At 66.2% G+C, this 25,463-nt stretch carries 22 protein-coding genes and 1 tRNA gene; 16 read left to right on the forward strand and 7 right to left on the reverse strand.

Translation table 11 applies throughout. The annotated features are described in order from the left end of the window. Positions 1-144: 144 nt before the first annotated feature. Positions 145-951 (forward strand): M48 family metallopeptidase, encoded by an 807-nt coding sequence (locus tag DB354_RS03260; RefSeq protein WP_107833990.1) that lies wholly within the window; start codon positions 145-147, stop codon positions 949-951. Positions 952-1,485: 534 nt separating this feature from the next. Here the strand turns inward: DB354_RS03260 and meaB are convergent. The 3 genes from meaB to DB354_RS03275 all read right to left on the reverse strand — a co-directional run bounded on the left by meaB (position 1,486) and on the right by DB354_RS03275 (position 6,890). Beyond that, a complete protein-coding gene (meaB, locus tag DB354_RS03265) occupies positions 1,486-2,622 on the reverse strand; it encodes a methylmalonyl Co-A mutase-associated GTPase MeaB (protein ID WP_107833991.1) in 1,137 nt (378 codons plus the stop codon). 84 nt (positions 2,623-2,706) lie between these two features. Beyond that, positions 2,707-4,854 carry a methylmalonyl-CoA mutase gene (gene scpA / locus DB354_RS03270; RefSeq protein WP_107833992.1) on the reverse strand — a complete coding sequence of 716 codons (2,148 nt, stop codon included), beginning with the start codon at positions 4,852-4,854 and terminating at the stop codon, positions 2,707-2,709. Next, positions 4,851-6,890, reverse strand: coding sequence for a methylmalonyl-CoA mutase family protein (locus tag DB354_RS03275; RefSeq protein ID WP_107833993.1), 2,040 nt, complete (start codon positions 6,888-6,890; stop codon positions 4,851-4,853). The genes scpA and DB354_RS03275 overlap by 4 nt, the downstream gene beginning before the upstream one ends. A gap of 250 nt (positions 6,891-7,140) precedes the next feature. On the opposite strand from DB354_RS03275, the gene mce reads away from it, so the two are divergent. The 10 genes from mce to DB354_RS03320 all read left to right on the forward strand — a co-directional run bounded on the left by mce (position 7,141) and on the right by DB354_RS03320 (position 15,587). Then, positions 7,141-7,548, forward strand: coding sequence for a methylmalonyl-CoA epimerase (gene mce / locus DB354_RS03280; RefSeq protein WP_107833994.1), 408 nt, complete (start codon positions 7,141-7,143; stop codon positions 7,546-7,548). A 28-nt stretch (positions 7,549-7,576) separates the two neighbouring features. Then, positions 7,577-9,127: an acyl-CoA carboxylase subunit beta gene (locus DB354_RS03285; RefSeq protein ID WP_107833995.1), complete on the forward strand. Its 1,551-nt coding sequence runs from the start codon at positions 7,577-7,579 to the stop codon at positions 9,125-9,127. A 99-nt stretch (positions 9,128-9,226) separates the two neighbouring features. Beyond that, positions 9,227-9,622, forward strand: coding sequence for a hypothetical protein (locus tag DB354_RS03290; RefSeq protein WP_107833996.1), 396 nt, complete (start codon positions 9,227-9,229; stop codon positions 9,620-9,622). A 24-nt stretch (positions 9,623-9,646) separates the two neighbouring features. Next, positions 9,647-10,048 carry an acetyl-CoA carboxylase biotin carboxyl carrier protein subunit gene (locus DB354_RS03295; RefSeq protein WP_107833997.1) on the forward strand — a complete coding sequence of 134 codons (402 nt, stop codon included), beginning with the start codon at positions 9,647-9,649 and terminating at the stop codon, positions 10,046-10,048. 78 nt (positions 10,049-10,126) lie between these two features. Continuing rightward, entirely contained in the window at positions 10,127-10,249 is a 123-nt protein-coding gene (locus tag DB354_RS22805) for a hypothetical protein (RefSeq protein ID WP_255420668.1), read from the forward strand. 44 nt (positions 10,250-10,293) lie between these two features. Continuing rightward, complete coding sequence (locus tag DB354_RS03300; protein ID WP_107833998.1) at positions 10,294-11,544, forward strand: sodium ion-translocating decarboxylase subunit beta; 1,251 nt, start codon at positions 10,294-10,296, stop codon at positions 11,542-11,544. Further along, positions 11,541-11,756, forward strand: a complete 216-nt coding sequence (locus DB354_RS03305) for a hypothetical protein (RefSeq protein WP_107833999.1) — start codon at positions 11,541-11,543, stop codon at positions 11,754-11,756. The genes DB354_RS03300 and DB354_RS03305 overlap by 4 nt, the downstream gene beginning before the upstream one ends. A 10-nt stretch (positions 11,757-11,766) precedes the next feature. Continuing rightward, positions 11,767-12,534 (forward strand): biotin--[acetyl-CoA-carboxylase] ligase, encoded by a 768-nt coding sequence (locus DB354_RS03310; protein ID WP_107834000.1) that lies wholly within the window; start codon positions 11,767-11,769, stop codon positions 12,532-12,534. Between the two features lie 54 nt (positions 12,535-12,588). Beyond that, positions 12,589-14,046: a pyruvate carboxylase subunit B gene (locus tag DB354_RS03315; protein ID WP_107834001.1), complete on the forward strand. Its 1,458-nt coding sequence runs from the start codon at positions 12,589-12,591 to the stop codon at positions 14,044-14,046. Positions 14,047-14,213: 167 nt separating this feature from the next. After that, the gene (locus DB354_RS03320) at positions 14,214-15,587 is read left to right on the forward strand and encodes a M20/M25/M40 family metallo-hydrolase (protein WP_107834002.1); all 1,374 of its coding nucleotides are present in this window, start codon (positions 14,214-14,216) and stop codon (positions 15,585-15,587) included. Positions 15,588-15,716: 129 nt separating this feature from the next. Here the strand turns inward: DB354_RS03320 and DB354_RS03325 are convergent, their stop codons facing one another. From DB354_RS03325 to DB354_RS03335, 3 genes are all read right to left on the reverse strand, one after another. After that, the gene (locus DB354_RS03325; RefSeq protein WP_107834003.1) at positions 15,717-16,364 is read right to left on the reverse strand and encodes an OmpA family protein; all 648 of its coding nucleotides are present in this window, start codon (positions 16,362-16,364) and stop codon (positions 15,717-15,719) included. A gap of 68 nt (positions 16,365-16,432) precedes the next feature. Continuing rightward, positions 16,433-17,080 carry a response regulator transcription factor gene (locus DB354_RS03330; RefSeq protein WP_107834004.1) on the reverse strand — a complete coding sequence of 216 codons (648 nt, stop codon included), beginning with the start codon at positions 17,078-17,080 and terminating at the stop codon, positions 16,433-16,435. Positions 17,081-17,107: 27 nt separating this feature from the next. After that, positions 17,108-17,182, reverse strand: a tRNA-Lys gene (locus tag DB354_RS03335). A gap of 173 nt (positions 17,183-17,355) precedes the next feature. Between DB354_RS03335 and DB354_RS03340 the strand changes: the two genes are divergently transcribed. Continuing rightward, positions 17,356-17,958 carry a sigma-70 family RNA polymerase sigma factor gene (locus tag DB354_RS03340; protein WP_107834005.1) on the forward strand — a complete coding sequence of 201 codons (603 nt, stop codon included), beginning with the start codon at positions 17,356-17,358 and terminating at the stop codon, positions 17,956-17,958. Continuing rightward, positions 17,955-18,653, forward strand: coding sequence for a zf-HC2 domain-containing protein (locus tag DB354_RS03345; protein WP_107834006.1), 699 nt, complete (start codon positions 17,955-17,957; stop codon positions 18,651-18,653). The genes DB354_RS03340 and DB354_RS03345 overlap by 4 nt, the downstream gene beginning before the upstream one ends. Positions 18,654-18,744: 91 nt before the next feature. On the opposite strand, the gene DB354_RS03350 is transcribed toward DB354_RS03345, so the two are convergent. Next, positions 18,745-19,476 (reverse strand): YebC/PmpR family DNA-binding transcriptional regulator, encoded by a 732-nt coding sequence (locus DB354_RS03350; RefSeq protein WP_107834007.1) that lies wholly within the window; start codon positions 19,474-19,476, stop codon positions 18,745-18,747. Positions 19,477-19,753: 277 nt separating this feature from the next. Between DB354_RS03350 and DB354_RS03355 the strand changes: the two genes are divergently transcribed. From DB354_RS03355 to DB354_RS03365, 3 genes are all read left to right on the forward strand, one after another. Continuing rightward, positions 19,754-20,923, forward strand: a complete 1,170-nt coding sequence (locus DB354_RS03355; protein WP_107834072.1) for a DNA polymerase IV — start codon at positions 19,754-19,756, stop codon at positions 20,921-20,923. A 162-nt stretch (positions 20,924-21,085) separates the two neighbouring features. Continuing rightward, positions 21,086-24,316, forward strand: a complete 3,231-nt coding sequence (locus tag DB354_RS03360) for a PAS domain S-box protein (protein WP_107834008.1) — start codon at positions 21,086-21,088, stop codon at positions 24,314-24,316. Beyond that, the gene (locus DB354_RS03365) at positions 24,313-25,455 is read left to right on the forward strand and encodes a hybrid sensor histidine kinase/response regulator (protein ID WP_107834009.1); all 1,143 of its coding nucleotides are present in this window, start codon (positions 24,313-24,315) and stop codon (positions 25,453-25,455) included. Before DB354_RS03360 ends, DB354_RS03365 begins: the two co-directional genes overlap by 4 nt. Positions 25,456-25,463: the final 8 nt, after the last annotated feature.

Genomic DNA, 25,463 nt, shown 5'->3' on the forward strand with positions numbered 1-25,463 from the left:
GAGCGTGTCGGGCTGCTTCAAGATCCGGCGGCACAACCACCCGCGGCTTACGGCGGTTCGTGGGTTGATCTGGAAGACGAACTCTTGGGACGACAACGAGGGCACGAACTGAAGGCGATCGGGGAGGTCTGGAGGGCGGTTCCCATGAAACGTTTTACCCTCGTTTTTGTGCCGCTCGCGGTGGCGGTGATTGCCGGTTGCTACACGAATCCCGTGACGGGGCGGAAGTCGCTCGTGACGGCCACGCCGGAGGAGGAAGTGAAACTCGGCGCGCAGGCGTTCGCGGATGTCACGAAGGATGAAAAGGTGTCCACCGATCCCGCGCTGAACGAGCGGGTGCGGCGCGTGGGGCAGCGGATTGCGCGCGCCGTGGGCAACGACCTGCCGGGCGCGCAGTGGGAGTTCACGGTGTTTGAGTCGGACCAGGTGAATGCGTTCGCGCTGCCGGGAGGCAAGGTGGGCGTGTACACGGGATTGCTGCGGCTCGCGGCGACGGATGACGAACTCGCGACGGTGATTGGGCACGAGATCGGCCACGTGACGGCGCGGCACGGGGCGGAGCGGATGACGGAGGCGCAGATTGCAGGCGGGCTCGGTGAACTCGGCGCGAGTGCGCTGCAGACGAAGATCGGGGATCCGAAGCAGCTCGAACTCTACAAGGCGGCGTACGGCGGACTCGTGACGGTGGGCTACACGTTGCCGCATTCACGCGCGCAGGAGAGCGAGGCGGATCGCATGGGCGTGGTTTACGCGGCGCGGGCAGGGTACGATCCGCGGGCGGCGATCACCTTCTGGGAGAAGATGGTCGCGCAGCAGAAGTCGTCGGCGGGGCAAAGCATCGTGGCGAAGCTGCTGTCGAGTCACCCGGCCGACGAGAAACGGATCACGGACCTGCAGGCGATGATGCCGGAGATGGTCCCGATCTATAACGAGGCGAAGCTCCGGCCGTGATGGACAACGGATCTCTTGGTGGCCGCAAGAAGGCGCAAAAGGCGCAAGGGGAGCGGGACACGGAGCGCCTCCGTTTACTCCCTTAGCTCCTGTGAAAATTGCCTGGAAGTTCGGTGGCTCGAAACAGACCAACCCCCGATCCGTCTTACAGGAGGCAACTGAGCCAACAGAGGGTTTGAGCTGAAATTACGTCGAAATCGTGAACCGAGCGTCGAAGGCCCGCATCGGGTTGGTTTTCCTCCGTGTCCTCCTTCGGCCTCGGTGCGCTCTGTGACGAGATCGAGACGCCTTCTGGGTGAAAGTGAGAGTGGGGAGCCCTCAGCCCGAACGAGAACGAGAACCTCCCTACTTCAGTTCTCGCGGAGCGAGAACTGCTCAATCCCTCTCTGAAGAGTAAGAGAAAGACCTCGGTGACTGGCTTCCGGCCTCCGGCTTCCGGCCTCTGGCTTCGGGCTTCGGGCCTCCGGACTCCGGCTTCTGGCTTCCGGACTCTGGCTTCTGGCTTCCGGACTCTGGCTTCCGGACTCCGGCCGGTCACGGGCGGAGCGAGCTTCGGAAGAGGTTTAGGAGTTCGAGGGCGGCGGAGAAGACGGGCGTCTTGCCGGCGCCGACGGCGGTTTCCAGGGCGGCCATGCGGTCGCGGATGGCGGGGGTGGCGTAGAACTCGGTGCGGAGGCCCTCGGCGATGAGGGCGTGCATCCACTCCACGGCCTGCACGCGGCGGCGGTCGGCGAGGGCGCCGATGGCTTCGACGTGCTGGAAGTAGGCGGTGGTGGTGTTCCAGACGTCGGGGATGCCCGCCTTGGTGAGCGCGGAGGCGAGGAGGGCGGGCGTTTCCCAGCCCTCGGTGGCGCGGTGAAGGTAGTGCAACACGCGCTTCATCTCCGCCTGGGCGGCGGTGGCGCGGTGCAGGTTGTCGCCGTCGGCCTTGTTGATGACGAGCGTGTCGGCGAGCTCGATGATGCCCTTCTTGATGCCCTGCACCTCGTCGCCGGCGCCGGCGATCATGAGGACGAGGAAGAAGTCGACCATGGAGCGGACGGTGACCTCGTTCTGGCCGACGCCGACGGTTTCGACGATGACAACATCGAAGCCGGCGGCTTCGCAGACGAGCATGGCCTCGCGGGTCTTGCGGGCGACGCCGCCGAGGGAGCCGCCGGAGGGGGACGGGCGGATGAAGGCGTTGGGCTGCTGGCTGAGTTTCTCCATGCGCACCTTGTCGCCGAGGATGGAGCCGCCGGTGAGGGTGCTGGAGGGGTCGATGGCGAGGACGGCGACCTTGTGGCCGAGCTCGGTGAGATGGCAGCCGAAGGCCTCGATGAACGTGCTCTTGCCGGCGCCGGGGATGCCGGTGATGCCGATGCGGCGGGACTTGCCGGTGTGCGGGAGGAGGCGGGAGAGAAGCTGTTGCGCCTGCTCCTGGTGGTGGGCGGCGTTGCTCTCGATGAGCGTGATGGCGCGACCGAGGATGGTGCGCTGGCCGGCGAGGACGCCCTCGGCGTATTCGTCGAGGCTGAGCTGGCGGCGCTTAATGCCGGAGCCGGCGCGCGCGCTGGCGACGGGCGTGGCGCCCTGCATGACCCGGGTCGCGAAGGCGGGACCGGCGTTCTCCGGCACCCAGTCGGGGCGCGGTTGCGGGCAGTGGGCGTGATGAGGGTCGGACGCGGACATCGGCGGAAAATGGGAGCGGGCTGGGTATAAAGCAAAGTGGCGCCGGCCCACAAGGAGCCGGCGCCACTCGAGAGACGATCTAGATCAAATGCGCTCGAGCAGCAGGTCGAGCACGCGATCGGTGGACTTCGGGATGACGGTGCCGGGGCCGAAGATGGCCGAGGCGCCGTTGGCCAGCAGGAAGTCGTAATCGGGCGCGGGGATGACGCCGCCGCACACGATCATGATGTCCTCGCGGCCGAGGGCCTTGAGGGCGTCGCGGAGGGCGGGGAGGAGCGTCTTGTGACCGGCGGCGAGCGAGCTCATCGCGACCACGTGGACGTCGTTTTCCACGGCCATCTTGGCGGCTTCCTCGGGCGTCTGGAAGAGCGGCCCGATGTCGACGTCGAAGCCCAGGTCGGCCATCGCGGTGGCGACGACCTTGGCGCCGCGGTCGTGTCCATCCTGACCCAGCTTGGCGATCAGGATGCGGGGGCGGCGGCCCTCCTTGGCTTCGAACTTGGCGATCTTCTTTTTGATCTCCTGCACGGATTTCTCCTCTCCGAATTCCTGGCGGTACACGCCCGAGATGGAGCGGATCTGGGCCTGGTAGCGGCCGAAGACCTCCTCGAGGGCGCTGCTGATTTCACCGAGGGTGGCGCGCGCCTGGGCGGCGGCGACGGCGAGTTCGAGCAGGTTGCCCTGGCCGGACTTCGCGCAAGCGGTGAGGGCGGCGAGGGCGGCCTTGCAGGCGGCCTCGTTGCGGGCGCCGCGCAGTTCCTTGAGGCGCTTGATCTGCGACTCGCGGACGGCGGTGTTGTCGACCTCGAGGATGTCGAGCGGGGCCTCCTGCTCGAGGCGGTACTTGTTGAGGCCGACGATGGTCTCCTTGCCGGAGTCGATCTTGGCCTGGCGGCGGGCGGCGGCCTCCTCGATGCGGAGCTTCGGGATGCCGGCCTCGATGGCCTTGGTCATGCCGCCGAGCTTCTCGACCTCGGCCAGGTGGGCGCGGGCCTTCGTGATGAGCTCGTTGGTGAGGTATTCGACATAGTAGCTGCCGCCCCACGGATCGACGACGTTGCACACGCCGGTCTCCTGCTGCAGGTGCAGCTGGGTGTTGCGGGCGATGCGCGCGGAGAAGTCGGTCGGGAGGGCGATGGCCTCGTCGAGGGCGTTGGTGTGCAGGGACTGCGTGTGACCGCAGACGCTGGCGAGCGCCTCGAGGGAGGTGCGGGCGACGTTGTTGAACGGGTCCTGCTCGGTGAGCGACCAGCCGGAAGTCTGCGAGTGCGTGCGCAGGGCGCTGGACTTCGGGTTCTTCGGGTTGAACTGCCCGACGATCTCGGCCCACAGCGTGCGGGCGGCGCGCATCTTCGCGACCTCCATGAAGAAGTTCTTGCCGATGGCCCAGAAGAAGGAGAGCCGCGGCGCGAAGGCGTCGACATTGAGGCCGGCCTTGACGCCGGTGCGGAGGTACTCGAGGCCGTCGGCGAGCGTGTAGGCGAGCTCGAGGTCGGCGGTGGCGCCGGCTTCCTGCATGTGGTAGCCGGAGATGGAGATCGAGTTGAACTTCGGCATCTTCTGCGAGGTGAACGCGAAGATGTCGGCGATGATCTTCATCGAGGGAGCGGGCGGATAGATGTAGGTGTTCCGCACCATGAACTCCTTGAGGATGTCGTTCTGGATCGTGCCCGCGAGCTCCTCGAGCTTGGCGCCCTGTTCGAGCGCGGCGCAGATGTAGAACGCCATCACGGGGAGGACCGCGCCGTTCATCGTCATCGAGACGGAGACCTTGTTCAGCGGGATGTCGCGGAACAGGACCTGCATATCGAGGACGGAGTCGATCGCGACGCCCGCCTTGCCGACGTCACCGACCACGCGGGGGTGGTCGCTGTCGTAGCCGCGGTGGGTGGCGAGATCGAACGCGACGGACAAGCCGGCCTGGCCGGCGGCCAGGTTACGCTTGTAGAAGGCGTTGGACTCCTCGGCGGTGGAGAAACCCGCGTATTGGCGGATGGTCCACGGCTTCTGGACGTACATGGTGGCGTACGGCCCGCGGGTGAACGGGGCGATGCCGGGCATGGTGTCGAGGGTGGGCGCCGGCGGCAGGTTGGCCGCGGTGAACACCGGCTGCACCGGAATTTGCTCGTACGTCTGCCAGGCATCGGCCGCCGGGGCGGCGCCAGCCGAAGGCTTCGCGTCGAAGGCGAAGGAATCGTAGGCGAGCTTGGTGAAATCTGGCGCGTTCTTCATTTAAGGGCTCCGATCAGTTTCAGGAAGTTGGCGAGCAGGTCGTAGACGCTGGCGCGGATGTGGATGAACTCGTCGATGCCGGCGGCGCGGAAAGCGGCGACGGTTTCCTTTTCGGCGGGGAGGCCGGCGAGCACGAGCTTGAGGTCGGGCTTGGCGGCCTTGGCCGCGGCGGCGAACGCCGGGACGAGGGTCGGGTAGGTGTCGTCGGTCGAGCAGAGGACGGCGATCGCGGCGCCGGACTCAGCGGCGGCCTTGGCGGCGGCCTCGGGCGTGTCGAACGCCTGCTTGGCGACGATTTCAAAACCGCCCGGGGCAAAGAAGCCGGCCGAGAAGTCGGCGCGGGCCTTGTGCTGGAGGACGGGGCCCATCTTCGCGAGGAACACGCGCGGGCGCTTGCCACCGTTGGCGGCGGCGTAGGCGTCGGACGCGGCGCGGAGGGTTTCGAAGCCGGCGGAGGCGCGGAAGGCGGCGACCGGCGTGGCCTCGGCTTCCGGCGCGCTGGTGGCGACGGTGAGCTGGGCGGCGGCGGTGCCGGCGGCGGCGGCCTTGACGGCGCTGGCGAAGGTCTCGGACCAGTTGGCGCCGGCGGTGACCTTGGCGGCTTTGGCCTTCGCGGCCTTGGCCTTCTTGGCGGGCTTGGCGGCCTTCGGGGCGAGCGGCTTCTCCTTCAGGTTGGGGAAGAGGTTCGTGCCGATGAGGCCGAGGCGGCGCTTGCCGATGGCGTCGGTCTTCTCGTTGGCGGCGTCGGTCGCGAGCTTCTGGAGGAAGCCCTCGCGGACGGCGGCGGCGTAACCGCCCTTGGCCTCGATGCTCTGGAAGAGCTCCCAGGCCTTGTGGGCGAGTTCGTCGGTGAGCTTCTCGACGTACCACGAGCCACCCGCGGGATCAGCAGTCTGCGTGAAGCTGAATTCCTCGGCGAGGACGGTGTGGACGTTGCGCGCGATGCGGCGGGAGAAGTCGTCGGTGGAACCGGTGACCTCGTCGAACGGCGCGATGTGGAGGCTGTCGCAGCCGCCGAGGACGGCGGAGAGGGCCTCGGTGGTGACCCGCAGCATGTTCACGTGCGGATCGAGGAGGGTCTTGTTCCAGCGGCCGGTGGCGGCGTGGACGGCGGACTTGGCGGCGGTCGCGGGGGCGGCGCCGAAGGCGACGAGGACGCGGGTCCAGAGGGAGCGCCAGGCGCGGAACTTCGCGATCTCGGTGAAGAACTGCGGGCCGACGGCGAATTGGACGCGGACGCGGGCTCCGGCGACGTCGGCGCTCACGTTGCGCTCCTGCAGGGCGCGGAGGTATTCCGCGGCCTCGGCGAGGGCGAAGGCAAGTTCCTGGACGGCGTTGGCACCGGCATCGCCCCAGACGCGGGCGTTGACGCCGATGGTGTGGAGCGCCGGGGCGTTCTGAGACGCCCAACGGGTCCATTCGGCGAGGTTGGTGTAGAGGTCGGCCAGGCTGTGGGGCAGGTGACCGGTCTTGACCCACTGGCTGAGCGGGTCGGCGGCGACGCTACCGGTGAGCTTGGCGAGCGGGACCTTGCGCTCTTCGGCGAGGGCCACGTAGAGGGCCGCGACCGGCAGGGCGTCGGCACCCGCCTCGAGGTGGGCGGGAATGGCGTCCAGCGCGACGCCGTCGAGGGCGGTGCGCAGGTCGGCGAGCGAGGAGACCGGGAGGCTCTCGCTCAGGACGACGCTGTCCTGGCCGCGCATAAGGTCGGCTTTTACTGCGGCGTTGAAATCCTTGGGCGTGGAGGCGGCGATCTCCTGGGCGATTTCCCAGGCGCGAGCCTTGTAACCCGTGGCGGACTTGCCGCGCAGGAAGGGCGCCTGGCCCGGCTGGGTCGCGACGTCCCGGAGGCCGACGAGATCGGCCCGCGTGTAGAGGGGTTGCAGGGCAACACCTTCGAACGTGCGGGTGACGAGTTTTTTATCGAAAGGCGCGCCCTTGAGCTCGGCTTCGACGGTTTTTTTCCATCGCGCGAACGCGTCGGTCACGGCCTCGATAGGCGCCGTATTGGTATTAGTATCTGGCACAGAGGACATCGTATGTGCAGTTGTGAGTTGTCAGTCGGATCCGAGGATACGCTGGCGGGTAACCGCTTCGCTCCGCAGAAATTGTCAAGAATCGGGCGTCGACCGGCGTTTCATCGGGACTATAAGCGTGCGGCATGGTCGATGACCCGCCAAGAAACGGGCGGGAACAGGCAAACCATGCGGCGCGCCCGGAGGTGCCGCTATGTAAGTATGATCAACAACTGGGCCATCGCGGCCCATCCAACTTATCACATCGGCTATGATCACTCGTATCGATCACCTGGGAATCGCGGTTCGTTCGCTGGACGAAACGATTCCGTACTACGAAAAAGCGCTCGGTCTGAAGTGCGAGCACCGCGAGGAGGTTCCCTCGCAGAAGGTGCGCACGGCCTTCTTCACCGTGGGCGAGGTTCACCTCGAGTTGCTCGAGCCGACGTCCCCGGAGAGCCCGGTGGCCAAGTTCATCGAGAAAAACGGGGAGGGCGTGCATCACGTCGCCTTCGCCTCGACCGACATCGTCGGCCAGCTGGCGCAGGCCGCCGGCGCCGGTACCCGCCTGATCAACGACAAGCCTTTCGAAGGCGCGGCCGGCAAGCTCGTCGCCTTCCTGCATCCCAAGTCCACCCATGGCGTGCTGACCGAGATCTGCATGCCGAAGAACAGCTGAGCGCGGGCTCACCAAATTACTGCCTATCATGGCGATTCCAAAATCGTATCTTGAAGAGCTGCAGAAGCGGCGCGAGGCGGCCTATGCCGGCGGTGGCGCCGACAAGCTCGCCGAACGCAAGAAGAAGGGCCTGCTGAACGCACGCGAACGCCTCGAGGCGCTGTTCCAGCCGGGCAGCTTCCTTGAGTCCGGCCTGCACGCGCAGCACGACTGCCACAACTTCGGCATGCAGTCGAAGACCCTGCCGACCGACGGTGTCATCACCGGCGTCGGCTACATCGATGGCCGGCCCATCGCCGCGTTCAGCCACGACTTCACCGTCGGCGGCGGCGCGCTGGGCAAGATCCACTCGAAGAAGGTCGCCGACGTCATGGACTACGCCATGCAGGCGGGCATGCCCATGGTCGGCATCAACGACTCGGGTGGCGCGCGCATTCAGGAGGGTGATGACTCGCTCTCCGGCTACGGCCAGATCTTCTTCCGCAATGTGCTGCTCTCCGGCGTCGTGCCGCAGATCTCCATCATCGCCGGCCCGTGCGCCGGTGGCGCGGCGTATTCGCCGGCGCTGACGGACTTCATCATCATGACGAAGAAGAACGCGCAGATGTTCATCTGCGGTCCCGACGTCATCAAGGCCTCGACCGGCCAGACGACGACGATGGACGAGATCGGCAGCGCCGCGGCGCACGCCACGATCTCCGGCAACATTCACTTCGTCGCCGAGGATGATCACCACGCGTTCGACATCGCGCGCAAGCTCCTGTCGTTCCTTCCGCAGAACAACATCATGGACCCGCCGCACCGCCCGGTGCCGGTGCCGATGGAGCGCGACGAGCGCATGAACGAGCTCGTGCCCGAGGATTCGAAGGCGCCGCTCGACGTGCTGAAGGTCATCAACTTGCTGGTCGACGACGGCGACTTCCTCGAGGTCCAGAAGGACTTCGCGAAGAACATCGTCGTGGGCTTCGGCCGCATCGGCGGCCTGGTCGTCGGCATCATTGCCAACCAGCCGGCGGTGAAGGCGGGCACGCTGGACATCGACTCGTCCGACAAGGGCGCGCGGTTCATCCGGTTCTGCAACGTCTTCAACATCCCGGTCGTGACGCTGGTCGACATCCCGGGCTTCATGCCGGGCGTCGCGCAGGAGCGTGGCGGCATCATCCGCCACGGTGCGAAGATGCTCTTCGCCTACGCGGCCTGCACGGTGCCGAAGATCACCGTCATCATGCGCAAGGCGTACGGCGGCGCGTACTTGGCGATGTGCAGCCGCGACATGGGCGCGGACTTCGTCTACGCGTGGCCGTGCTCCGAGATCGCGGTCATGGGCGCCGGCGGTGCCGTCGGCGTGCTCTACAAGAAGGAAATCGCCGCGGCGGCCGACCCGAAGAAGAAGGCCGCTGAGCTGGCGGACGAGTATCGGAAGACCTTCGGGTCGCCGTATGCCGCCGCCGCCAAGGCGATGATCAACGACGTCATCGAGCCCGCGCAGACGCGCGGGATCGTGGCGATGGCGCTGCGCAACACGCTCTCGAAGCGCGAGACGCGGCCGCCGAAGAAGCACGGCAACATTCCGCTCTAATCGGATTGGTCGGGCAGCCGTCCGCGGCGCGCGTTTCGACGCGTGCCGCCGCCTCCGGCGCAGGACGGCCGCCCGGTTTCTCCTTACTCTTCATCCATCATGTCGTTTCTCGCTCCAACCCCGGTCCTCGCCAATGCTCCGCTGTTCGGGAACCAGTGGCTCGCGCTGTTCGCCATCCTTGGCGGCGTCGCGGGCTTCATGGCCCTGATCATCGTGGTCGGTCGCTGGCTGGCGGCGACTCATCCGGATGCTCCGTCTCGGAGCAGCTCGGCGTCGGCTCCATCTGCTCCCGCCACGACGGCGGCCGCCGCTCAGACCATCTCTCCCGAGATCCTGGCGGTGATCGCTTCCGCGGTCGCCGTGACAGTTGGGCCTCGCGCCCGCGTTGCCGCCGTTGTTCCGGTCAAATCGCAGGCACCGTCCGTCGAGATGCTGATGCAGCAGTGGTCAATCGAAGGCCGCCGTCAGATCTATTCCTCTCACCAAATTCGCTGATCCAAACTTCTTCTCATCCATTTCATGAAAAAGCTTCGCGTTACCATTGAAGGTAAGAGCTACGACGTCCTCGTCGAAATCCTCGACGGTGGCACTCCGGCTGCCGCGGCCCCCGCCGCCGCTCCGGTGGCCTCCGCCCCGGTCTCGGCTGCCAGCGTGAGCGCGCCCGTCTCGGCGGCGCCCGCTCCGGTGGCCAAGCCCGCCGCCGGCGGTCCTGGCGACGTGCGCAGCCCGCTGGCGGGCAAGATCGTCTCCATCGACGTCAAGGTCGGGGCGGCGGTGCAGGAAGGCGCCCAGATTGCCACGATCGAGGCGATGAAGATGAATACCTACATCTTTGCGCCGAAGAGCGGCACGGTCTCGGCCGTGCACGCCAAGGCCGGCGACGGCGTCGAGGAAGGCGCGCTGCTCCTGCAGATCGCCTAAACTTGCCAACCGGTCAGGCCAGGGTGGGGCGGCAATCGCCCCGCCCGGCCTCGTGCCCGTTTTGGTTCCAGAACCACGATGAAAACCGCCATTCTTAGCGCCCTCACCATTTACGCGCTCGCGTTCGCGATCTCCATGCTCGTGGCCGGGCTGATCAAGGTTCTCTACGCCGTCGTGCAGCGGCTGAACCGGTCGAAATAGGACGTGTGACCGAGTCACGCTCCTCGTTAGCGGAATACCTCTAAATGCAATTTCATGATCTCCTAAATGTCTTCCAGGGCATCACGACCCTGTTCGACTCTCCGACCCCGATCTTTGTCGGGCGAATCGGCCTCATGCTCCTCGGCATGTTGCTCGTGTATCTGGGCCGCAAAGGCGTCCTCGAGCCGCTGCTGATGATTCCGATGGGTTTGGGTATGGCCGCGGTGAACGCGGGCGTGCTCTTCCTTGATCCCATGACCGCCGCCGCGGTCGGCGAGGGCACCGCTGTGAAGCATGGCACGCTGATGATGGCGCCGCTGGTCCAGAAGACCGATAACCTGATGTACATCCTGCAGATCGATTTTCTGCAGCCGATCTACACCTTTGCCTTCAGCAACGGCTTGATCGCGTGCTTCGTCTTCATGGGCATTGGCGTGCTGCTTGACGTGGGTTTCGTGCTGGCGCGTCCGTTTCTCAGCATGTTCCTCGCGCTCTGCGCCGAGCTCGGCACGATCGTGACGTTCCCGATCGCCGTGGCGATGGGCCTCAATTACGGCGAGGCCGCCTCGATCGCGATGGTCGGCGGTGCCGACGGCCCGATGGTGCTCTTCACTTCGCTGACCCTGGCGAAGGACCTGTTCGTGCCGATCACCGTCGTCGCGTACCTGTACCTTGGCCTGACCTACGGTGGCTATCCGTATCTCATTCGGCTGCTCGTGCCGGAGAAGCTGCGCGGTCTCAAGATGCCGCCGAAGCCGATCGTGAAGATCACGGCGGACGAAAAGCTGACGTTCGCGGTCGTTGCCTGCACGGTTCTCTGCCTGCTCTTCCCGTCGGCGGCCCCGCTGTTCCTCTCGCTCTTCGTGGGCGTCGCGGTGCGCGAGGCCGGCCTCAGCTACTTCGTGGCGTTCATCGACGGTCCGGTGCTGTACGGGTCGACGCTGTTCCTCGGCCTGCTGCTCGGCGTGCTGTGCGAAGCCTCGATCATCCTCGATCCGCGCGTGCTGATCCTCCTGGTTCTCGGCATCCTGGCGCTGCTGCTCTCGGGCATCGGCGGCATCGTGGGTGGCTACATCGCGTACTTTGCCAGCGGCCGAAAGATCAACCCGGTCATTGGCATCGCAGGTGTGAGTTGCGTGCCGTCCACCGCGAAGGTGGCGCAGAAGGAAGTGTCCAAGGTTCGACCGGACTCGATCATCCTGCCGGAGGCGCTGGGCGCCAACATCAGCGGTGTGATCACAACGGCGATCCTCACCGGTATCTACGTGACGCTCGTCCCGCTGCTGACGAAATGAAGAACGTCCTCGGCAACGCCCGGTATTGGGTGACGGGCACGCTGACCGCGACGGTCGGCGTGCTGCTCGCCCGCGTCGTCGCCCCGCACGCTGCGGCGGGGCTGCGCGTGCCGGCGGCCCTGGGCGGAGAGATCCTGGCGATCGGCGGACTCCTGGTGATCTGCTTCGGCGTGAGTCGGCGCGTGAACCGGAAGGAATCCGCCGACGTCTGACGCGTTCACCGTGAGCATCGTCTCTGAAACCATCCCCGCCGCTTATCCCGCCGATGGGTGGGATATCGCGGTATTGGACGAGGTGGACTCGACGAACACGCTCGCGGGGCGCAAGCCCGCCTGGACCGCGCTGCGCGCGCACACCCAGACCGGCGGTCGCGGGCGCACGCGTGACCGGCGCTGGGTTTCGGATTCGGGCGGGCTGTGGTTGTCGGCGGTTTTGCCCTGTCCGGGCCCGCGTACCGCGTGGGAGATCCTGCCGCTGGCGGCAGGTTGGGCCGTGCTCGATGCGCTGCGCGAACTCGGCGTCAGCGGCGCCCGTCTGCGCTGGCCGAACGACGTGATGGTCGGCCGCGGCAAGCTCGCCGGTCTGCTGGTCGAGCGCTACACGGCCGAGACGGCGGTGGTGGGCATCGGCCTGAATGTCTTCAATCACCCGGAACGGGCGGCCGCCGACCTGGCCGGCCAGACGGTGCGCCTGGCGGACCTGGTGCCCGGCGACCAGAACCTCGATGCCGTGATGCGGGTGGTGCTGCGGTCGCTGCGGGAGGCGCACGAAACCGTCCTCGGCCCGGGTTTCGGCGTGATCGCGGACGAGCTCAACCGGGCGTGGAAGGAACCGCGCCGGGTCGAAGTCACGCTTCAGGGCCAGACCGAGCCGCTGGTCGGGCAATTCCACGGCGTGGACCTGCAGGGCCGGCTGCGCCTGACGGTCAAGGGGCGGGCGCCGGCGTATTACGACGCCACGCAGGTGGCACTGCTGCGCGAACTCGCCTGATTATTCCTACTGCGGCGAAACCAAAACCGCTCCTTCATTCCCACTTCTTCCAACATGTCCCTCGTTGCCTTCAATAACACCGTCCTCCGCGACGGCCATCAATCGCTCGCCGCCACGCGCATGACGACGGCGCAGATGCTGCCTGCAGCGCCGATTCTCGACGAACTTGGCTTTGCCGGCCTTGAGACCTGGGGTGGGGCGACCATCGACTCCTGCCTGCGGTACCTTGGCGAGAACCCGTTCGACCGGTTGCGCGCGCTGAAGAAGGCCGCGCCGAAGACGCCGCAGATCATGCTGCTGCGCGGCCAGAACATCGTCCAGTACACGAGCTTCCCCGATGACGTCGTCGAGGCGTTCGTGCGCGCCAACGCGGCCGCCGGCCAGGACATCTTCCGCATCTTCGACGCGCTGAACGACACCCGCAACCTCGCGACCGCGATCAAGACAGTGCGCAGCTGCGGCAAGCACGCGCGCGGTGAGATCTGCTACACGACCAGCCCGGTGCACACGATCGAGGCGTTCGTGAAGCTCGGCGTGGAGCTCGAGAAGATGGGTTGCCACTCGATTGGCATCAAGGACATGTCCGGCGTCATCGCGCCGCGCATTGCCTACAACCTGGTCAAGGAGCTGAAGAGCAAGGTGGGCCTGCCGATCACGCTGCACACGCACGACACCGCCGGCCTTGGCGCCGCAGCGTACCTGGCCGCGATCGACGCGGGCGTGGACGCGGTGGAGACCTCGATCACCCCGTTCGCCAACGGTACCGCTCAGCCGGATACGGTGCGCATGCTCGCGCTGCTCGAAGGCCATCCGCGCTGCCCGAAGTTCAACACGGCGAAGCTGCAGCAGCTCCGCGAGTACTTCACCGGCGTGTACAAGGAGCTCGAGAAGTTCACCTCGCCGGCCAACGAACGCGTCGACTCCGACACGCTGTGCTACCAGGTGCCGGGCGGCATGCTTTCAAATTTCCGCAATCAGCTGAAGGAGCAGGGCATGACCGACAAGTTCGAGCAGGTCATGGCCGAGATCCCGTACGTCCGGCAGTGCCTGGGCTGGATCCCGCTGGTCACGCCGACCTCCCAGATCGTCGGCACGCAGTCGATGCTCAACGTGAAGTTCGGCCGCTGGAAGAATTTCTCCCAGCCGGCGATGGACATCGCGCTCGGCAAGTACGGCCGCACCCCGGGGCCGATCGATCCGCAGGTGCTCAAGCTCGCGTTGGAGAAGTCGGGGCAGAAGCAGATCGAAGGGCGCCCCGCCGACGCGTTGGCGCCCCGGATGGCCAAGCTCCGCGAGGAGCTGGCGGCCGCCGGCCTGCCGACCAACGACGAAGCCTGTGTGCTGCATGCCATGTTCCCGCGCGAGTTCTCCGCGCTGTACAAGAAGCCGGCGGCCCCGGCGGCCGCGGCCGCTCCGGCGGCGGCTCCCGCCAAGGCGTCCGGCCCGGTCTCGCGGTATGCCCTCACGGTGAATGGGCAGCGCACCGAGGTGACGGTCGCCGAGCTGAACTGAGCGGCGCGAGGCTGACCGCCTCGGCGTTTTGAATTCGCGGCCCGGGTGGCGATGGCCCCCGGACCGCGTTTTGTTTTGGGCGGGTAGGGGCTCGGCGGCGGCGTGCGATTTCGCCGGCGGACAGCTTTTACGTTGGCGAAGGGCAGCGAGTTGGACACGTTGGCCCGATGTTCGACCCGATTGAAAAACTGAAGGAGTTTATCCGCCACCCCAGCGTTTCCACCGATTCGAAGTTCCGGGACGGAATGTTGGGTGCCCAGAAATTCGTCGCCGACCTGCTCGGCTCGATCGGCTTCCAGGTCGAGGTCGTCCGGACCGAGAAGCACCCCCTCATTTTTGCGCAGCGCGGCGGCGACAAGTCCTGGCCGCACGTGGTGATCTACGGGCACTACGACGTGCAGCCGGCCGACCCGCTCAATTTGTGGAAGACGGAGGCGTTTGAACCCACGATCATCGGCAACCGTATCTACGGCCGGGGCGCGGCGGACAACAAGGGACCGCTGATGACCAACATCGCCGCGATCGCCCAGCTCCTGGAGGAGCAGCCCAACCTGCCCCTGCGCATCACGTTTCTGATCGAGGGCGAGGAGGAGATGGGCAGCCCGAGCTTCCCAAAATTCCTCGAGCAGTATGCCGACCGCCTGCGCGAGGCGGACTTCGTCTATCTGTCTGACACGGCGCTGCCGAATGAGAACCAGGTTGTCATCACGGCGGGCCTCCGCGGCCTGACGCTCTTCGACCTCGTGGTCACGGGCGCCAAGGGCGACATGCACTCAGGCCTGCACGGCGGGGCGTTCCGCAACCCGATCCAGGCGCTGGCCGAGATCATGGCGACGCTGCACCTGCCCGACGGGCGGGTGAACGTGCCGGGCTTCTACGACGCGGTGCTGCCGGTGCACGACTGGGAGCGGGCGGAACTGAAGAAGCTGGGCGTCGATGAAAAGGCGTACGCGGAGTTCCTCGGCGTGGACATCTTCTACACGCCGCCGGGCTTCTCGCCGGCGGAGGCGATCCGGTTCCAGCCGACACTCGAGTTCAACGGCATCGGCGGCGGTTACCAGGGCGAGGGCACGAAGACCGTGATCCCGAGCAAGGCCTTCGTGAAGGTGAGCTGCCGGCTCGTGCCGAACCAGGAGCCGGACAAGATCAAGCGCCTCGTCATCGAGACGATCAAGGCCCGCGCGCCGAAGGGCGTGAAGCTGGAGTTCATCGACCAGCACAAGGGCGAGGCGTACGTGGTGGTGCCGCCGGACCGCAGCAACACGCCGAAGGACCAGTCGCCGGTGCTGGCGCGCGCGTTCCGGGCGACGGACAAGGCTGTAACCGAAATCTGGGGACGCCCGCCGCTGTACCTGCGCGAGGGCGGAAGCGTGCCGATCATCGCGGAGATCAAGCGAGCCACTGGGCTCGACTCCGTGATGCTCGGGCTGTTCCTGCCGGAGGATAACCTCCATGCGCCGAACGAGAGCTTCAATCTCGACGTGATGAAGAAGGGTATCGCCACCGCGCGCCGGATCTTCGCGGAGATTGCGAAGGGCTGAGCGCGTGGGTAGATCGGGCCGGGGAGCGAAGGCTTCCCGGCCGGAGTTCTCCCGCAGCGATGCCGCGGAGAGGACACAAAAAACGCCGCGGTGAAGACCGCGGCGTCTTGCTTGGGAAGGATGACGCGCTCAGAGCGGCGGCACGGCGCCGGCGGCGGGAGCCGAGGCCGGGGCGGCGGCGGGAGCGCCAGCGGCCGGGAGGGCCCCGGCGGCCTGCACGACGATGAGGTCGACGCGGCGATCCTTGGCCATGGTGGCCTCGTCGGCGTTCTTGGCGGCCTCGAGACTGCCCTTGGAGAGCGTCTCGATCCGGTCGGCGGGGACGCCGAGGGACTGCAGGTACTTCTTCACCGAGTTCGCACGACGATCACCCAGCGCGAGATTGTACTCGGCAGTGCCGCGCCAATCGCAGCGACCCTCGAGGAGGAGGCGCTGGCCGGCGTTCTTGTCGAGATAGTCCTTGGCGGCCTGGAGCTTCGCGCGCTCGGCCGACTTGATCGAAGAGCTGTCGTAATCGAAATAGACCGTCTGGTCCGCGAGGGCGGCGCGGTTCTGGCCATTGGCATCGAAGCCGGCATCGCGCTGCTGGAGTTCACCGCCGGCGGAGGTGTTGCCGGCGAGATCGGTCGGGCTAACGGAGCCGAGACCGGCGCCGGCGCCCTGCGGGCCCATGGCGGTGGCGGACGGATCCGGCCGCGCGGGCTTCTTGGTGCAGCCGGCGAAGACAAGCATCGCGCTCGCAACGACGAGGCAGAGACTCTTGGAAGGAAGGTTCATGAGAGAAAGGGAGGTCAGAACGGAAAGACGAGCTTATGGGGCCAACCGGCCCCCTCCCGCAAGGCCATTTACACAGGCTTCTTGGGCTCGATCAGGCCGACTTCCAGGGCGTAACGGGTGAGGCTGGCGACGTCGTGGAGGTTGAGTTTCCGCATCAGGTTGGTGCGGTGGTTGTCCACCGTCTTCACGCTGATGCCGAGTTTGGCGGCGATCTCCTTGGTGCTGTGGCTCTCGGCAACGAGCTGCAGAATCTCGCGTTCGCGATCGGTCAGGAAGTCAGGCGCACTGCTCGTGGCGGGGTTGGCCACGACGTTGCGGAGGAGGGCGGCGACGGCCGGCCCAAAGTAGGTGCCGCCGTTGGCGACGGTCTCCAGGCCCTTCTTGAACTCGAACAGCCCGGCGGTCTTCTCGACGAAGCCATGGGCGCCGGCTTCGAGCATCTCACGCACGAGCACCGGGTTCTCGTGTCCCGAAAACACGAGGACGCGCATCTCGGGGAGCTTCTTGTTCAACCGGCGGAGAATATCGACGCCGTTCAGCCCGGGGAGCTTGGCGTCCAGCACGCAGACGTCCGGGTGGGCTTCCATGCAAAGGGTGATGGCAGCTTGTCCATCGCCAGCCTCGCCGACGAGTTGGTAGTTGGCGTCCAACCGCAGAATCTCGGCCAACATCTCGCGAATCGCGGTTTGGTCTTCGATGATGACAAGGCGCTTCATTGGGGTGCGGTAGTATGGAATTACAGATGGTGGGTCGACAGGGATTCGAACCCTGAACCAACGACTTAAAAGGACGCTGCTCTACCATTGAGCTATCGACCCCCACTGACCGAAACGAAGGGGGAAAATGGGTTTTCGCTCTCTGGGTTTGCAAGAAATTTCTCCCCCTCCATATCAGGCGGGGCCATTGACCGGCAACGGCAACTCACCTATTGGCTCGCCCTTCGAAAGTGGGAACAATTCAGAACTACACCAATCACAGCGAGGCAGAACGTATGTCTGCCAAAGCCCAGGAAGTTGCGCTCGATCGCCTGTTGGTGGACCGCTTCAAGAGCGGCGACCAGTCCGCGTTTGACGAAATGGTCGCGCGCTACTGGGACCGGATCTACTCGATGGTGCATCAGCTGCTGCGCAACCAGCAGGATGCCGAGGAGGTAACGCAAGATGCCTTCATTAGGGCGCACCGCGGGCTTGTGAATTTTCGGGGAGATTCAGCCTTTTCGACCTGGCTGTACCAGATTGCGACGAACCTCGCGCGCAACCGGTACTGGTATTGGTGGCGCCGCAAGCGTGACCAGTCCGTCTCCATTGACGCTCCGGTCGGCCCCGAAAACGACATGACCCTCGCAGAAGTCATCCCGGCTGAAGTCGAATCGCCCGACGATATCGCAGTGACCGACGAATTCGTCGCCCGGATCGGCAAAGGGATGGAACGCCTTAGCGCCAAGCACCGCGAGATTCTCGTCTTGCGGAACATCAAAAACCTATCGTACGAGGAGATCGCCGCGATCTTGGGCATCTCTGTTGGAACCGTAAAGAGCCGGATTGCACGTGCCCGCGAAAGCCTGCGCGCGAAACTCGGCGAAGACTTCAAATGAAAGACTCCGAGTTTATCGAACTGCTCAACCTTTACCTCGACCATGAGATCAGTGCGGCCGATGCCGCCCGGCTCGAGGCTGAGGTGCAGGGGAATCCGTCCCGTCGGCGCATTTATCAGGACTATTGCCGCATGCAGAAGGCGTGTCGGATGCTGGCGGAAGACTTTGTCTCCGAACCCACGCCGGAGACCTCACGCAAGGTCATCGCTTTCAATGCTCAACCGCGTCGTTCGGTCCGCGCCAAGGTCTATGCGCTGGCCGGCGGTCTGACCGCCGCCGCGGCGTGTGTGGCGCTCGTTTTCGTCGGCCAGTCGCCCAGCCAGAAATCGACTCCACTCGCCGCGCCGGTCGCCCAAACCACGCCGACCGTTGCGGCACCGACGGTCGCCGCGGTCGCCACCACCACCGCCGCTCCGGTTACGCGCGGTGGCATCGAGCGGCGCAGCTCGAGCGCCTTTTCGCTGAACAGCAACCTGCAGGCCGCCAGCCTGGTTTCCGCGGCCAACGGGCAGAACGATGCGCGCTTCGCGTGGCTCAATGATGTTCGCCTGACGCCGATCCAGGTCCCGGCGCCGGCTGACCCGCTGCGTTTCCAGGTGACGCCGGCGCTCTCGAACGAGAGCCGGACCTTTACGAGCGGAAACCGTCCGGCGCCGGCCGACATCCCCCACATCTCGATCCGGTTCGAGCGCTGAGGAGACTTTCGCCAGGTCCATCCGAGCCCCGCGGAGGGTGTCCGTGGGGCTTGTGGTTTTTCGGGCCGGCCGTTGGCCGTGGAAGGGGGCGTTACTTGACCGCCGCCCAGACGCGCTGGACGTCGTCGTGATCCTCGAGGGCCTGCAGAAAATCACCCACGTCGGCGCGCTGGGCGTCATCGAGATTCGGATACATCTTGGCGACGTAGCCGAGCTCGGCCGTGACGATGCTCCAGCCATTCTGCTTCAGCCAGGTGGAGGCGGCGTGCACCGCGGTGCGGTCGGTGAGGAAGCGGGCGCCGGTGCTGCCCTCGGGAATGTCGTCGTTCTGCTCGGAGGTGAGCCGTTCAAAATCGTTGGCCCCGGCCTCGATCGCCGCCGCCTCGATATCCGCCTGCGCATCGGCCTTGTGCGCCTCGACGATGCCGACGTGGTCGAAAAGGAACTTGTTGCTGCCGGCCCCGCCGAGCTGGCCGCGCTTGAAGAGCAGGCGGATCTCGCCGGCGGTGCGGTTGTGATTGTCGGTCATCACCTCGACGATCACGGCCACCTTGTGCGGCGCGTAGCCTTCGTACGTGACATGCTCGAGCATGAGCTTGTCATCGCCGACGCCCGCGCCCTTCTTGATGGCGCGTTCGATGACGTCTCGCGTCACGCTGGCCTTCTTGGCCTTTTCAACGGCGGCAAACAGCCGCGCGTTCGCTTCGATGTCCGGACCACCAAGCTTTGCGGCTACGGTGAGTTCCTTGACGAGTTTCCCGACAACCTGACCTTTCTTCAGGTTGACGATCGCACGTTTCGCGTGAAGCCATTGACGTCCCATGCGCGCTCAGCTTGGGAACCGCCGGCACCTCGGCAAGCTGAACTGTCAGTGATTACAGTCCCCGCTGTAGCAGAGTACGCACAGGACGAGGATCAGGACCGAGAAGATCGCCAGCAAAAGCATGAAGGTATCCGGGGGGACCGAGCGGGGAGGTAACTGAAGCTGGATGAAACGAAGCGACGTCTCCGAGGGAGGCCAGCCCAAAAACCGATTCTGACGGAGAATTCAGTTTCGCTTTGCCGCAGCCAACGGGTTGCAGGAGGGTTTTGGGGTGTCTTTGCCGCTACCGACCATCGTCCACCTCGACGCGGATGCGTTCTTCGTGTCCTGCGAATTGGCGCTGAAGCCCGAGCTTCGGGGGCGGAAGTGTGCCGTCGGCGGTCGGGAGCGGGGGATCATCTCGTCGGCGAGTTACGAGGCCCGGGCCTGTGGCGTGTACACTCCGATGCCGACCCGCCGGGCGTTGCAGGTGTGCCCCGACCTGGTGCTCCTGCCCCATACCGCCGGGCTCTATTCCCGGGTGTCGCGGCAGATGTTTGACCGCTGCGAGGAGATTACCCCGTTGGTGCAGCGCAATTCCATCGATGAGGGCTACCTCGATGTCGCGCCCTGTGGCTTCACGTCCTCGGCGCAGGTGGAGGAGGCGATGCGGGGCCTGCAGCGACGGCTTTGGGAGGAGCTCCAGATCCCGGTGTCCTTCGGCCTGGCAACGAACAAGCTGGTGGCCCAGATCGCGTCGAAGTTGCGCAAGCCCCGGGGGTTCGTGGTGGTGCCGCCAGGCACGGAGGGGGAGTTCCTTTGGCCGCTCGGGGTGGGTAAGTTGCCGGGAATCGGTCAGAAGACCGAGGTCACCCTGGCAGAGCGCCATGGGATCCGGCTGGTGCGGGACATCCTGGAGCGGTCGGAAACGGAGCTGCGGGTCATTTTTGGCCAGAGCTGGCCCGAGGTCGTCGCCATGGCGCGGGGCAGGGATGACCGCGCCGTCGAGGTCGATGACGAGGACGCCAAGAGTTACTCGCAGCAGGAGACGTTTGCGCGCGATGTGGCTGAGGTCGCGTTTATTGAACAGGTGGCCAAGGGCATGATCGACGAGTTGATGGCCAAGGTGCGACAGGATCATAAGCGGGTGCGGACGATGACCCTCAAGGTGCGGTATCCCGACTTTTCACAGGAGTCGCACGGGCGGACCCTGCCGGCGGCGACCGACCTTGAGGCACACTTCTATCCCCTGGTCATGCCGCTGCTGCAGGCGGCATGGCGGAAGCGGCGTCCGCTGCGCCTGATCAGCGTGCGGTTTTCCGGGGTGGAGGATGGCGGCGGGCAACTGGAGATGTTCGCGGATCAGGACGAAAAGCGCCGCCGGTTGGCGGGGGTGCTCGATCGCCTCAACATCAAGGGAGGCTCCCCGGTGGTCCGGCATGGCCACCAACTGCGGAAACCGTCGTGAGCACGTGCGTCCAGTCTGACCGGCAGGTGCACCTGTCCTACCAGAGCTGATACCTGCACGCGGGACGGCGTGCAGGCCGCGCCCGGATGTTATGCGCTGGTCAGTGACTCCGGAATCACTACTTTTCGCCGTGCGTTGACTCGTCGCTGCCGTACCCCAGCCATGAACCAGTCCGAGAACCCACGACCGCCCATCCTGCGGCTGGAACTATCGCCGGAGGTCCGCGATCCGCTGCTGCACAATTCATTGTGGGCGGCTGGCATCGGCGGCGGGCTGCTGTTGTTCGCAGCCTCACTGGCCAACCCCGAGCTGGATTGGCGGTTCACGCCGTTCCTGATCGCGTGGGTGCTGCAGGTTGCGGTGCTCGCCATGGCCCTTTGGCGGCGGGGCCCGTTCGGGGCCCGGGCGACGGTGCTGATGGTTTACGTGAATGCCCTCGCGCTGGGCGCGCTGGTCTACCGTACGTCGTCCGCCAACGCCGTTTTCCTGCTCGCCTTCGCGGTCTTGGTGCCGGGACTCCTGTTCGGCCGGCGCCTGATGATCGTCGGCTTTTTCCTGGCCCTGCTGTGGCTGGTGATCGCGGGGTACGGCTGGTCCCGGGGCATATTCCCTCCCCGCGGAGCCGTGCCGTCTCGGGCCCGCAGCGAGCCGCTCTACTGGATCGAGCAGGCGGGCGGCTTCGTGATCGGCGGCGGGGTGATCGTCATCGTCGTGCTGCTGCTGGTGTGGCAGCTCATGCGCCACAACGTCGAACAGCGTGAGCTCGCCCAGGCCGTGGAGCGGGAGCAGCAGCGCCGCGCCGAGGCCGAGATGGAACACCTCAAGGCCGAGCTTCAGGCCCAGGCGACGGTGCAGCAGCGTGAGCAGGAGATCCGCAGCGTCTTCCATGCCGCGCCGGTCGGCATCGCGCTCATGCGGCGTCGCGTGTTCCGCCGCGTCAACGACCGGTTCGCGGATATGTTCGGGTACGCCGAACACGAGCTCATCGGGCGCTCTCCCCGCCTCCTTTACCCGGACGACGAAAGCTACGAGCGTGCCGGCCATGAGCTGAGATCCCCGGCCGGGGCATCGCCCGTTCCGACCGAGAGCACCTATGTGCGCAAGGATGGGGCCCGGGTCGAGGTTCTCCTCAAGAGCGCGCCGATCGAGGGCGGTTCGGGGGAGGATCATGTCGTCACCGTCCTCGATATCACGGAACGGAAGCGCGCGGAGGCGGCCCTTCGCGAGAGCGAGAACCGTTTCAACCGCATCTTCCATCTCATTCCCAACGCCATCACCCTGTCCGACCATGCCAGCGGTCGGCTGATCGAGGTGAACCGGGGGTTCGAGGAGTACTTCGGCATCAGCCGCGAGGAGGCCGTCGGCCGTACCGCGCTGGAGTTGGGCCTCTGGGCCGTGCCCGCCGAGCGCGCCCGGATGCGCGAATTGCTCCAGCAGACCAATGGGGAGACCCGCGGCTTCCAGACTGCTTTTCGCCGGCGTGACGGCAGTGAGTTTCGGGCGGAGGTGGCGGTGCGCGAATTCCGCTCGGGCGATGCGACGACGGCGGGGCTCACCATCATCAACGATGTCACCAGCAAGTGGCAGGCGGAGGCGTCGCTCCGTTTGAGCGAGGCCAACTATCGCGGCATCTTTGAGAACGCGCTGGAAGGCATCTTCCGCAGCGTTCCCTCGGGCCGGTACGTCGACGTGAACCCCGCCATGGCGCGGATGCACGGGTACGCATCGCCCGCGGAGATGATCGAGACCGTGACCGACATGGCGACGCAGGTGTATGCCAATCCCGAGGATCGCCAGCGTATCCTGGATTATCTGGCCCGCACCGGCCGCGTTGACGCCTACGAGTACCCGGCGCGCCACAAGGACGGGCACGCGTTCTGGGTCCTGCTCACCGGCCGTTGCGTGTACGACGCCACGGGCAAGCTCCTGCACTACGAAGGCACGTGTCTCGACATCACCGAACACAAGCGCCTCGCGGAGATGCAGGCCGCCAAAGCCCAGGCCGAGATCGCGAACCGCGCCAAGAGCGCGTTCCTCGCCAACATGTCGCACGAGATCCGCACGCCGATGAACGCCATCCTCGGGTTCACCCAGCTGCTGCTGCGGGACCAGACGGTCACGCCGGCGCAGCGCGAGCGGCTCGAAACGATCGATCGCAACGGCGAGTACCTCCTTGCGCTGCTGAACGACGTGCTCGAGATCTCGAAGATCGAGGCGAATCGCGCGTCGCTGAAACTTGCGCCCTGCGACCTCGGCGCGCTCGCGCGGGATGTGCATTCGATGTTCGGCGCGCGCGCGGAGGCAAAAGGCCTTGCGCTCGTGATCGAGGGCCTGTCCAGCCTGCCCCGGCGCGTGATCACGGACGACGGCAAGTTGCGCCAGATTCTCGTCAATCTCCTCGGCAACGCGGTGAAATTCACGCCCCACGGGCGCATCACCCTGCGCCTGCGCGCCCTGCGGGAGGATGACGCCCATTGGCTGATCCAGGGCGAGGTGGAGGATACGGGCGTGGGCATTTCCGCCGAAGACCAGACGCGGTTGTTCCAGCGCTTTGAACAAGCCGCCGCCGGACGCGCCCTGGGGAGTGGCACGGGCCTGGGCCTCGTTATCAGCCGCGGCTTCGCCCGCCTGATGGGCGGAGACATCACCGTCCGCAGCGAAGTGGGCCATGGTTCGACCTTCAGCGTCGCCTTGCGCGTGGGCGCGGTGGCGGACGAGGCGCCCGATGAACGCCGCGCCGCCGCGCGCTGCGTGCTGCGGCTGCGCCCAGGCCAGCGCGTCCGTCGCCTGCTGGTGGTCGACGACCAGGGCGACAGCCGTCGGCTGCTGTCCGAATTGCTCGGCGGGGTGGGCTTCGAGATTCGCGAGGCTGCGGACGGCGCCGCCGCCATCGACGTGTTCGAAGCCTGGCGCCCAGACGCGATCATCATGGACCTGCGGATGCCGAACATGGACGGCGCCGAGGCCACCCGCCGGATTCGCGAACGTGAGCACGGGCGCACGGTGAAGATCCTGGGGCTTTCCGCGAGCGTTCTGGGCGAGGATCCGCGGCCGATCCCAGGCACGGACGATTTCCTGGGGAAGCCGTTTCGCGACGCCGAACTCTTCGAGCGCCTGCGGCGGCTGCTTGACGTCGAATTTGAATACGCCGCCGCGCCGAGTGCTCCGGCCGGCGCGAAAGCGGCGATTGCCGGCCAGGTCCCCGTCGAGTTTGCCGCCGCTCTGCGGCAGGCGATCGCCGCCGCGGATCTCGATGCCGTGATGGGAATTCTGAACTCCATGGGCGCGCAGGCGCCCAGCTTTGCCGCCGAGTTGCGCCGGCTGGCCGAGCGTTACGATTGGGAAGCGCTTGCTGCGCACGTGCCGGGCGACGATACACCCGGGTCCTCATGACGCTGCCGCAGCCGCCCGATTCTTCTCCCGCCAACATCCTCGTCGTCGACGATACGGCGGCCAACCTGCACCTCCTCGCGAGCATGCTGAAGGCGCGCGGCTATCGCGTGCGCCCCGTCAGCAGCGGGGAGATGGCGCTGCGGGCGGTGGAGGTCCAGACGCCGGATCTCATCCTGCTCGATATCACGATGCCTGGGATGAACGGCTATGAGGTTTGCAGCCGGCTCAAGGCCGACCCGCGGTGGCGCGACATTCCCGTGCTCTTCATCAGCGCGCTGAGCGGGACGGAGGACAAGATTCGCTCGTTCCAGGCGGGCGGCATCGACTACGTGGGGAAGCCGTTTCAGTTCGAGGAGGTCGACGCGCGGGTGCGCACGCATCTCGAGCTGCGGCGGCACCAGCGTGAGCTGCAGGAGAGCTATGCCCGGCTCAAGGTCACCGAAGAACTGCGCGACAGCCTCACGCACATGATCGCGCACGACATGCGTTCGCCGCTGCTCGCGTTGCAGATGTCGATGGAACTGTTGCGGGAGATGATTCCCAACCCGGCTCCGGACGCCGCGCAGATGATGACGACGGCCAGCCGCAGCGTCTCGCAGTTGATCGAGATGGTCTCGCAGATGCTCGATGTCAGCCGGATGCAGGCGGGGACGATGGAACTGGACCGCCAGCCGACCGAGCTGGTTTCGCTCACATCCGACGTGTTGGAAACCCTGCGGCCGCTCTCGCCCGAGCGGCGGATCGAGTTGAGTGCGCCGCCCAAGGCGTACGCGACTTGTGATGCGAGCATCATCCGCCGCGTGCTGGCGAATCTCGTCGCGAACGCGCTGAAGTTCACCCCCGCGCCTGGGATCGTGCAGGTTGGAATTGATCTGGAACCGGCGCTGGTGCGGGTCCGCGTGCGCGACACGGGGCCGGGCATCGCACCCGAGCACCACCAGCGGATTTTTCAGAAGTTCGGCCGGGTCGGGACGGGGAACGCCCGGTTGCCCGGCACGGGGCTGGGGCTCACGTTCTCCAAGATGGCGGTCGAGGCGCACGGCGGTCAGATCGGGCTTACGAGCGTGCTGGGGCAGGGCAGCACCTTCTGGATTACGCTCCCCACCACCCCCGCGGAGCAGCGGCCGACGGGGGCGTAAGGCGAATC

It is taken from the genome of Opitutus sp. ER46, from assembly GCF_003054705.1.
GTDB lineage: Bacteria > Verrucomicrobiota > Verrucomicrobiia > Opitutales > Opitutaceae > ER46.

Coding starts and splice junctions, on each gene's coding strand:
- DB354_RS03320 (WP_107834002.1), top strand. CDS start 14,214: ATGTTCGACCCGATTGAAAAACTGAAGGAGTTTATCCGCCACCCCAGC.
- DB354_RS03290 (WP_107833996.1), top strand. CDS start 9,227: ATGTCGTTTCTCGCTCCAACCCCGGTCCTCGCCAATGCTCCGCTGTTC.
- DB354_RS03275 (WP_107833993.1), bottom strand. CDS start 6,890: ATGTCCTCTGTGCCAGATACTAATACCAATACGGCGCCTATCGAGGCC.
- DB354_RS03365 (WP_107834009.1), top strand. CDS start 24,313: ATGACGCTGCCGCAGCCGCCCGATTCTTCTCCCGCCAACATCCTCGTC.
- DB354_RS03295 (WP_107833997.1), top strand. CDS start 9,647: ATGAAAAAGCTTCGCGTTACCATTGAAGGTAAGAGCTACGACGTCCTC.
- DB354_RS03345 (WP_107834006.1), top strand. CDS start 17,955: ATGAAAGACTCCGAGTTTATCGAACTGCTCAACCTTTACCTCGACCAT.
- DB354_RS03305 (WP_107833999.1), top strand. CDS start 11,541: ATGAAGAACGTCCTCGGCAACGCCCGGTATTGGGTGACGGGCACGCTG.
- DB354_RS03360 (WP_107834008.1), top strand. CDS start 21,086: ATGAACCAGTCCGAGAACCCACGACCGCCCATCCTGCGGCTGGAACTA.
- DB354_RS03325 (WP_107834003.1), bottom strand. CDS start 16,364: ATGAACCTTCCTTCCAAGAGTCTCTGCCTCGTCGTTGCGAGCGCGATG.
- DB354_RS03315 (WP_107834001.1), top strand. CDS start 12,589: ATGTCCCTCGTTGCCTTCAATAACACCGTCCTCCGCGACGGCCATCAA.
- mce (WP_107833994.1), top strand. CDS start 7,141: ATGATCACTCGTATCGATCACCTGGGAATCGCGGTTCGTTCGCTGGAC.
- scpA (WP_107833992.1), bottom strand. CDS start 4,854: ATGAAGAACGCGCCAGATTTCACCAAGCTCGCCTACGATTCCTTCGCC.
- DB354_RS03285 (WP_107833995.1), top strand. CDS start 7,577: ATGGCGATTCCAAAATCGTATCTTGAAGAGCTGCAGAAGCGGCGCGAG.
- DB354_RS03300 (WP_107833998.1), top strand. CDS start 10,294: ATGCAATTTCATGATCTCCTAAATGTCTTCCAGGGCATCACGACCCTG.
- DB354_RS03260 (WP_107833990.1), top strand. CDS start 145: ATGAAACGTTTTACCCTCGTTTTTGTGCCGCTCGCGGTGGCGGTGATT.
- DB354_RS03330 (WP_107834004.1), bottom strand. CDS start 17,080: ATGAAGCGCCTTGTCATCATCGAAGACCAAACCGCGATTCGCGAGATG.
- DB354_RS22805 (WP_255420668.1), top strand. CDS start 10,127: ATGAAAACCGCCATTCTTAGCGCCCTCACCATTTACGCGCTCGCGTTC.
- DB354_RS03340 (WP_107834005.1), top strand. CDS start 17,356: ATGTCTGCCAAAGCCCAGGAAGTTGCGCTCGATCGCCTGTTGGTGGAC.
- meaB (WP_107833991.1), bottom strand. CDS start 2,622: ATGTCCGCGTCCGACCCTCATCACGCCCACTGCCCGCAACCGCGCCCC.
- DB354_RS03350 (WP_107834007.1), bottom strand. CDS start 19,476: ATGGGACGTCAATGGCTTCACGCGAAACGTGCGATCGTCAACCTGAAG.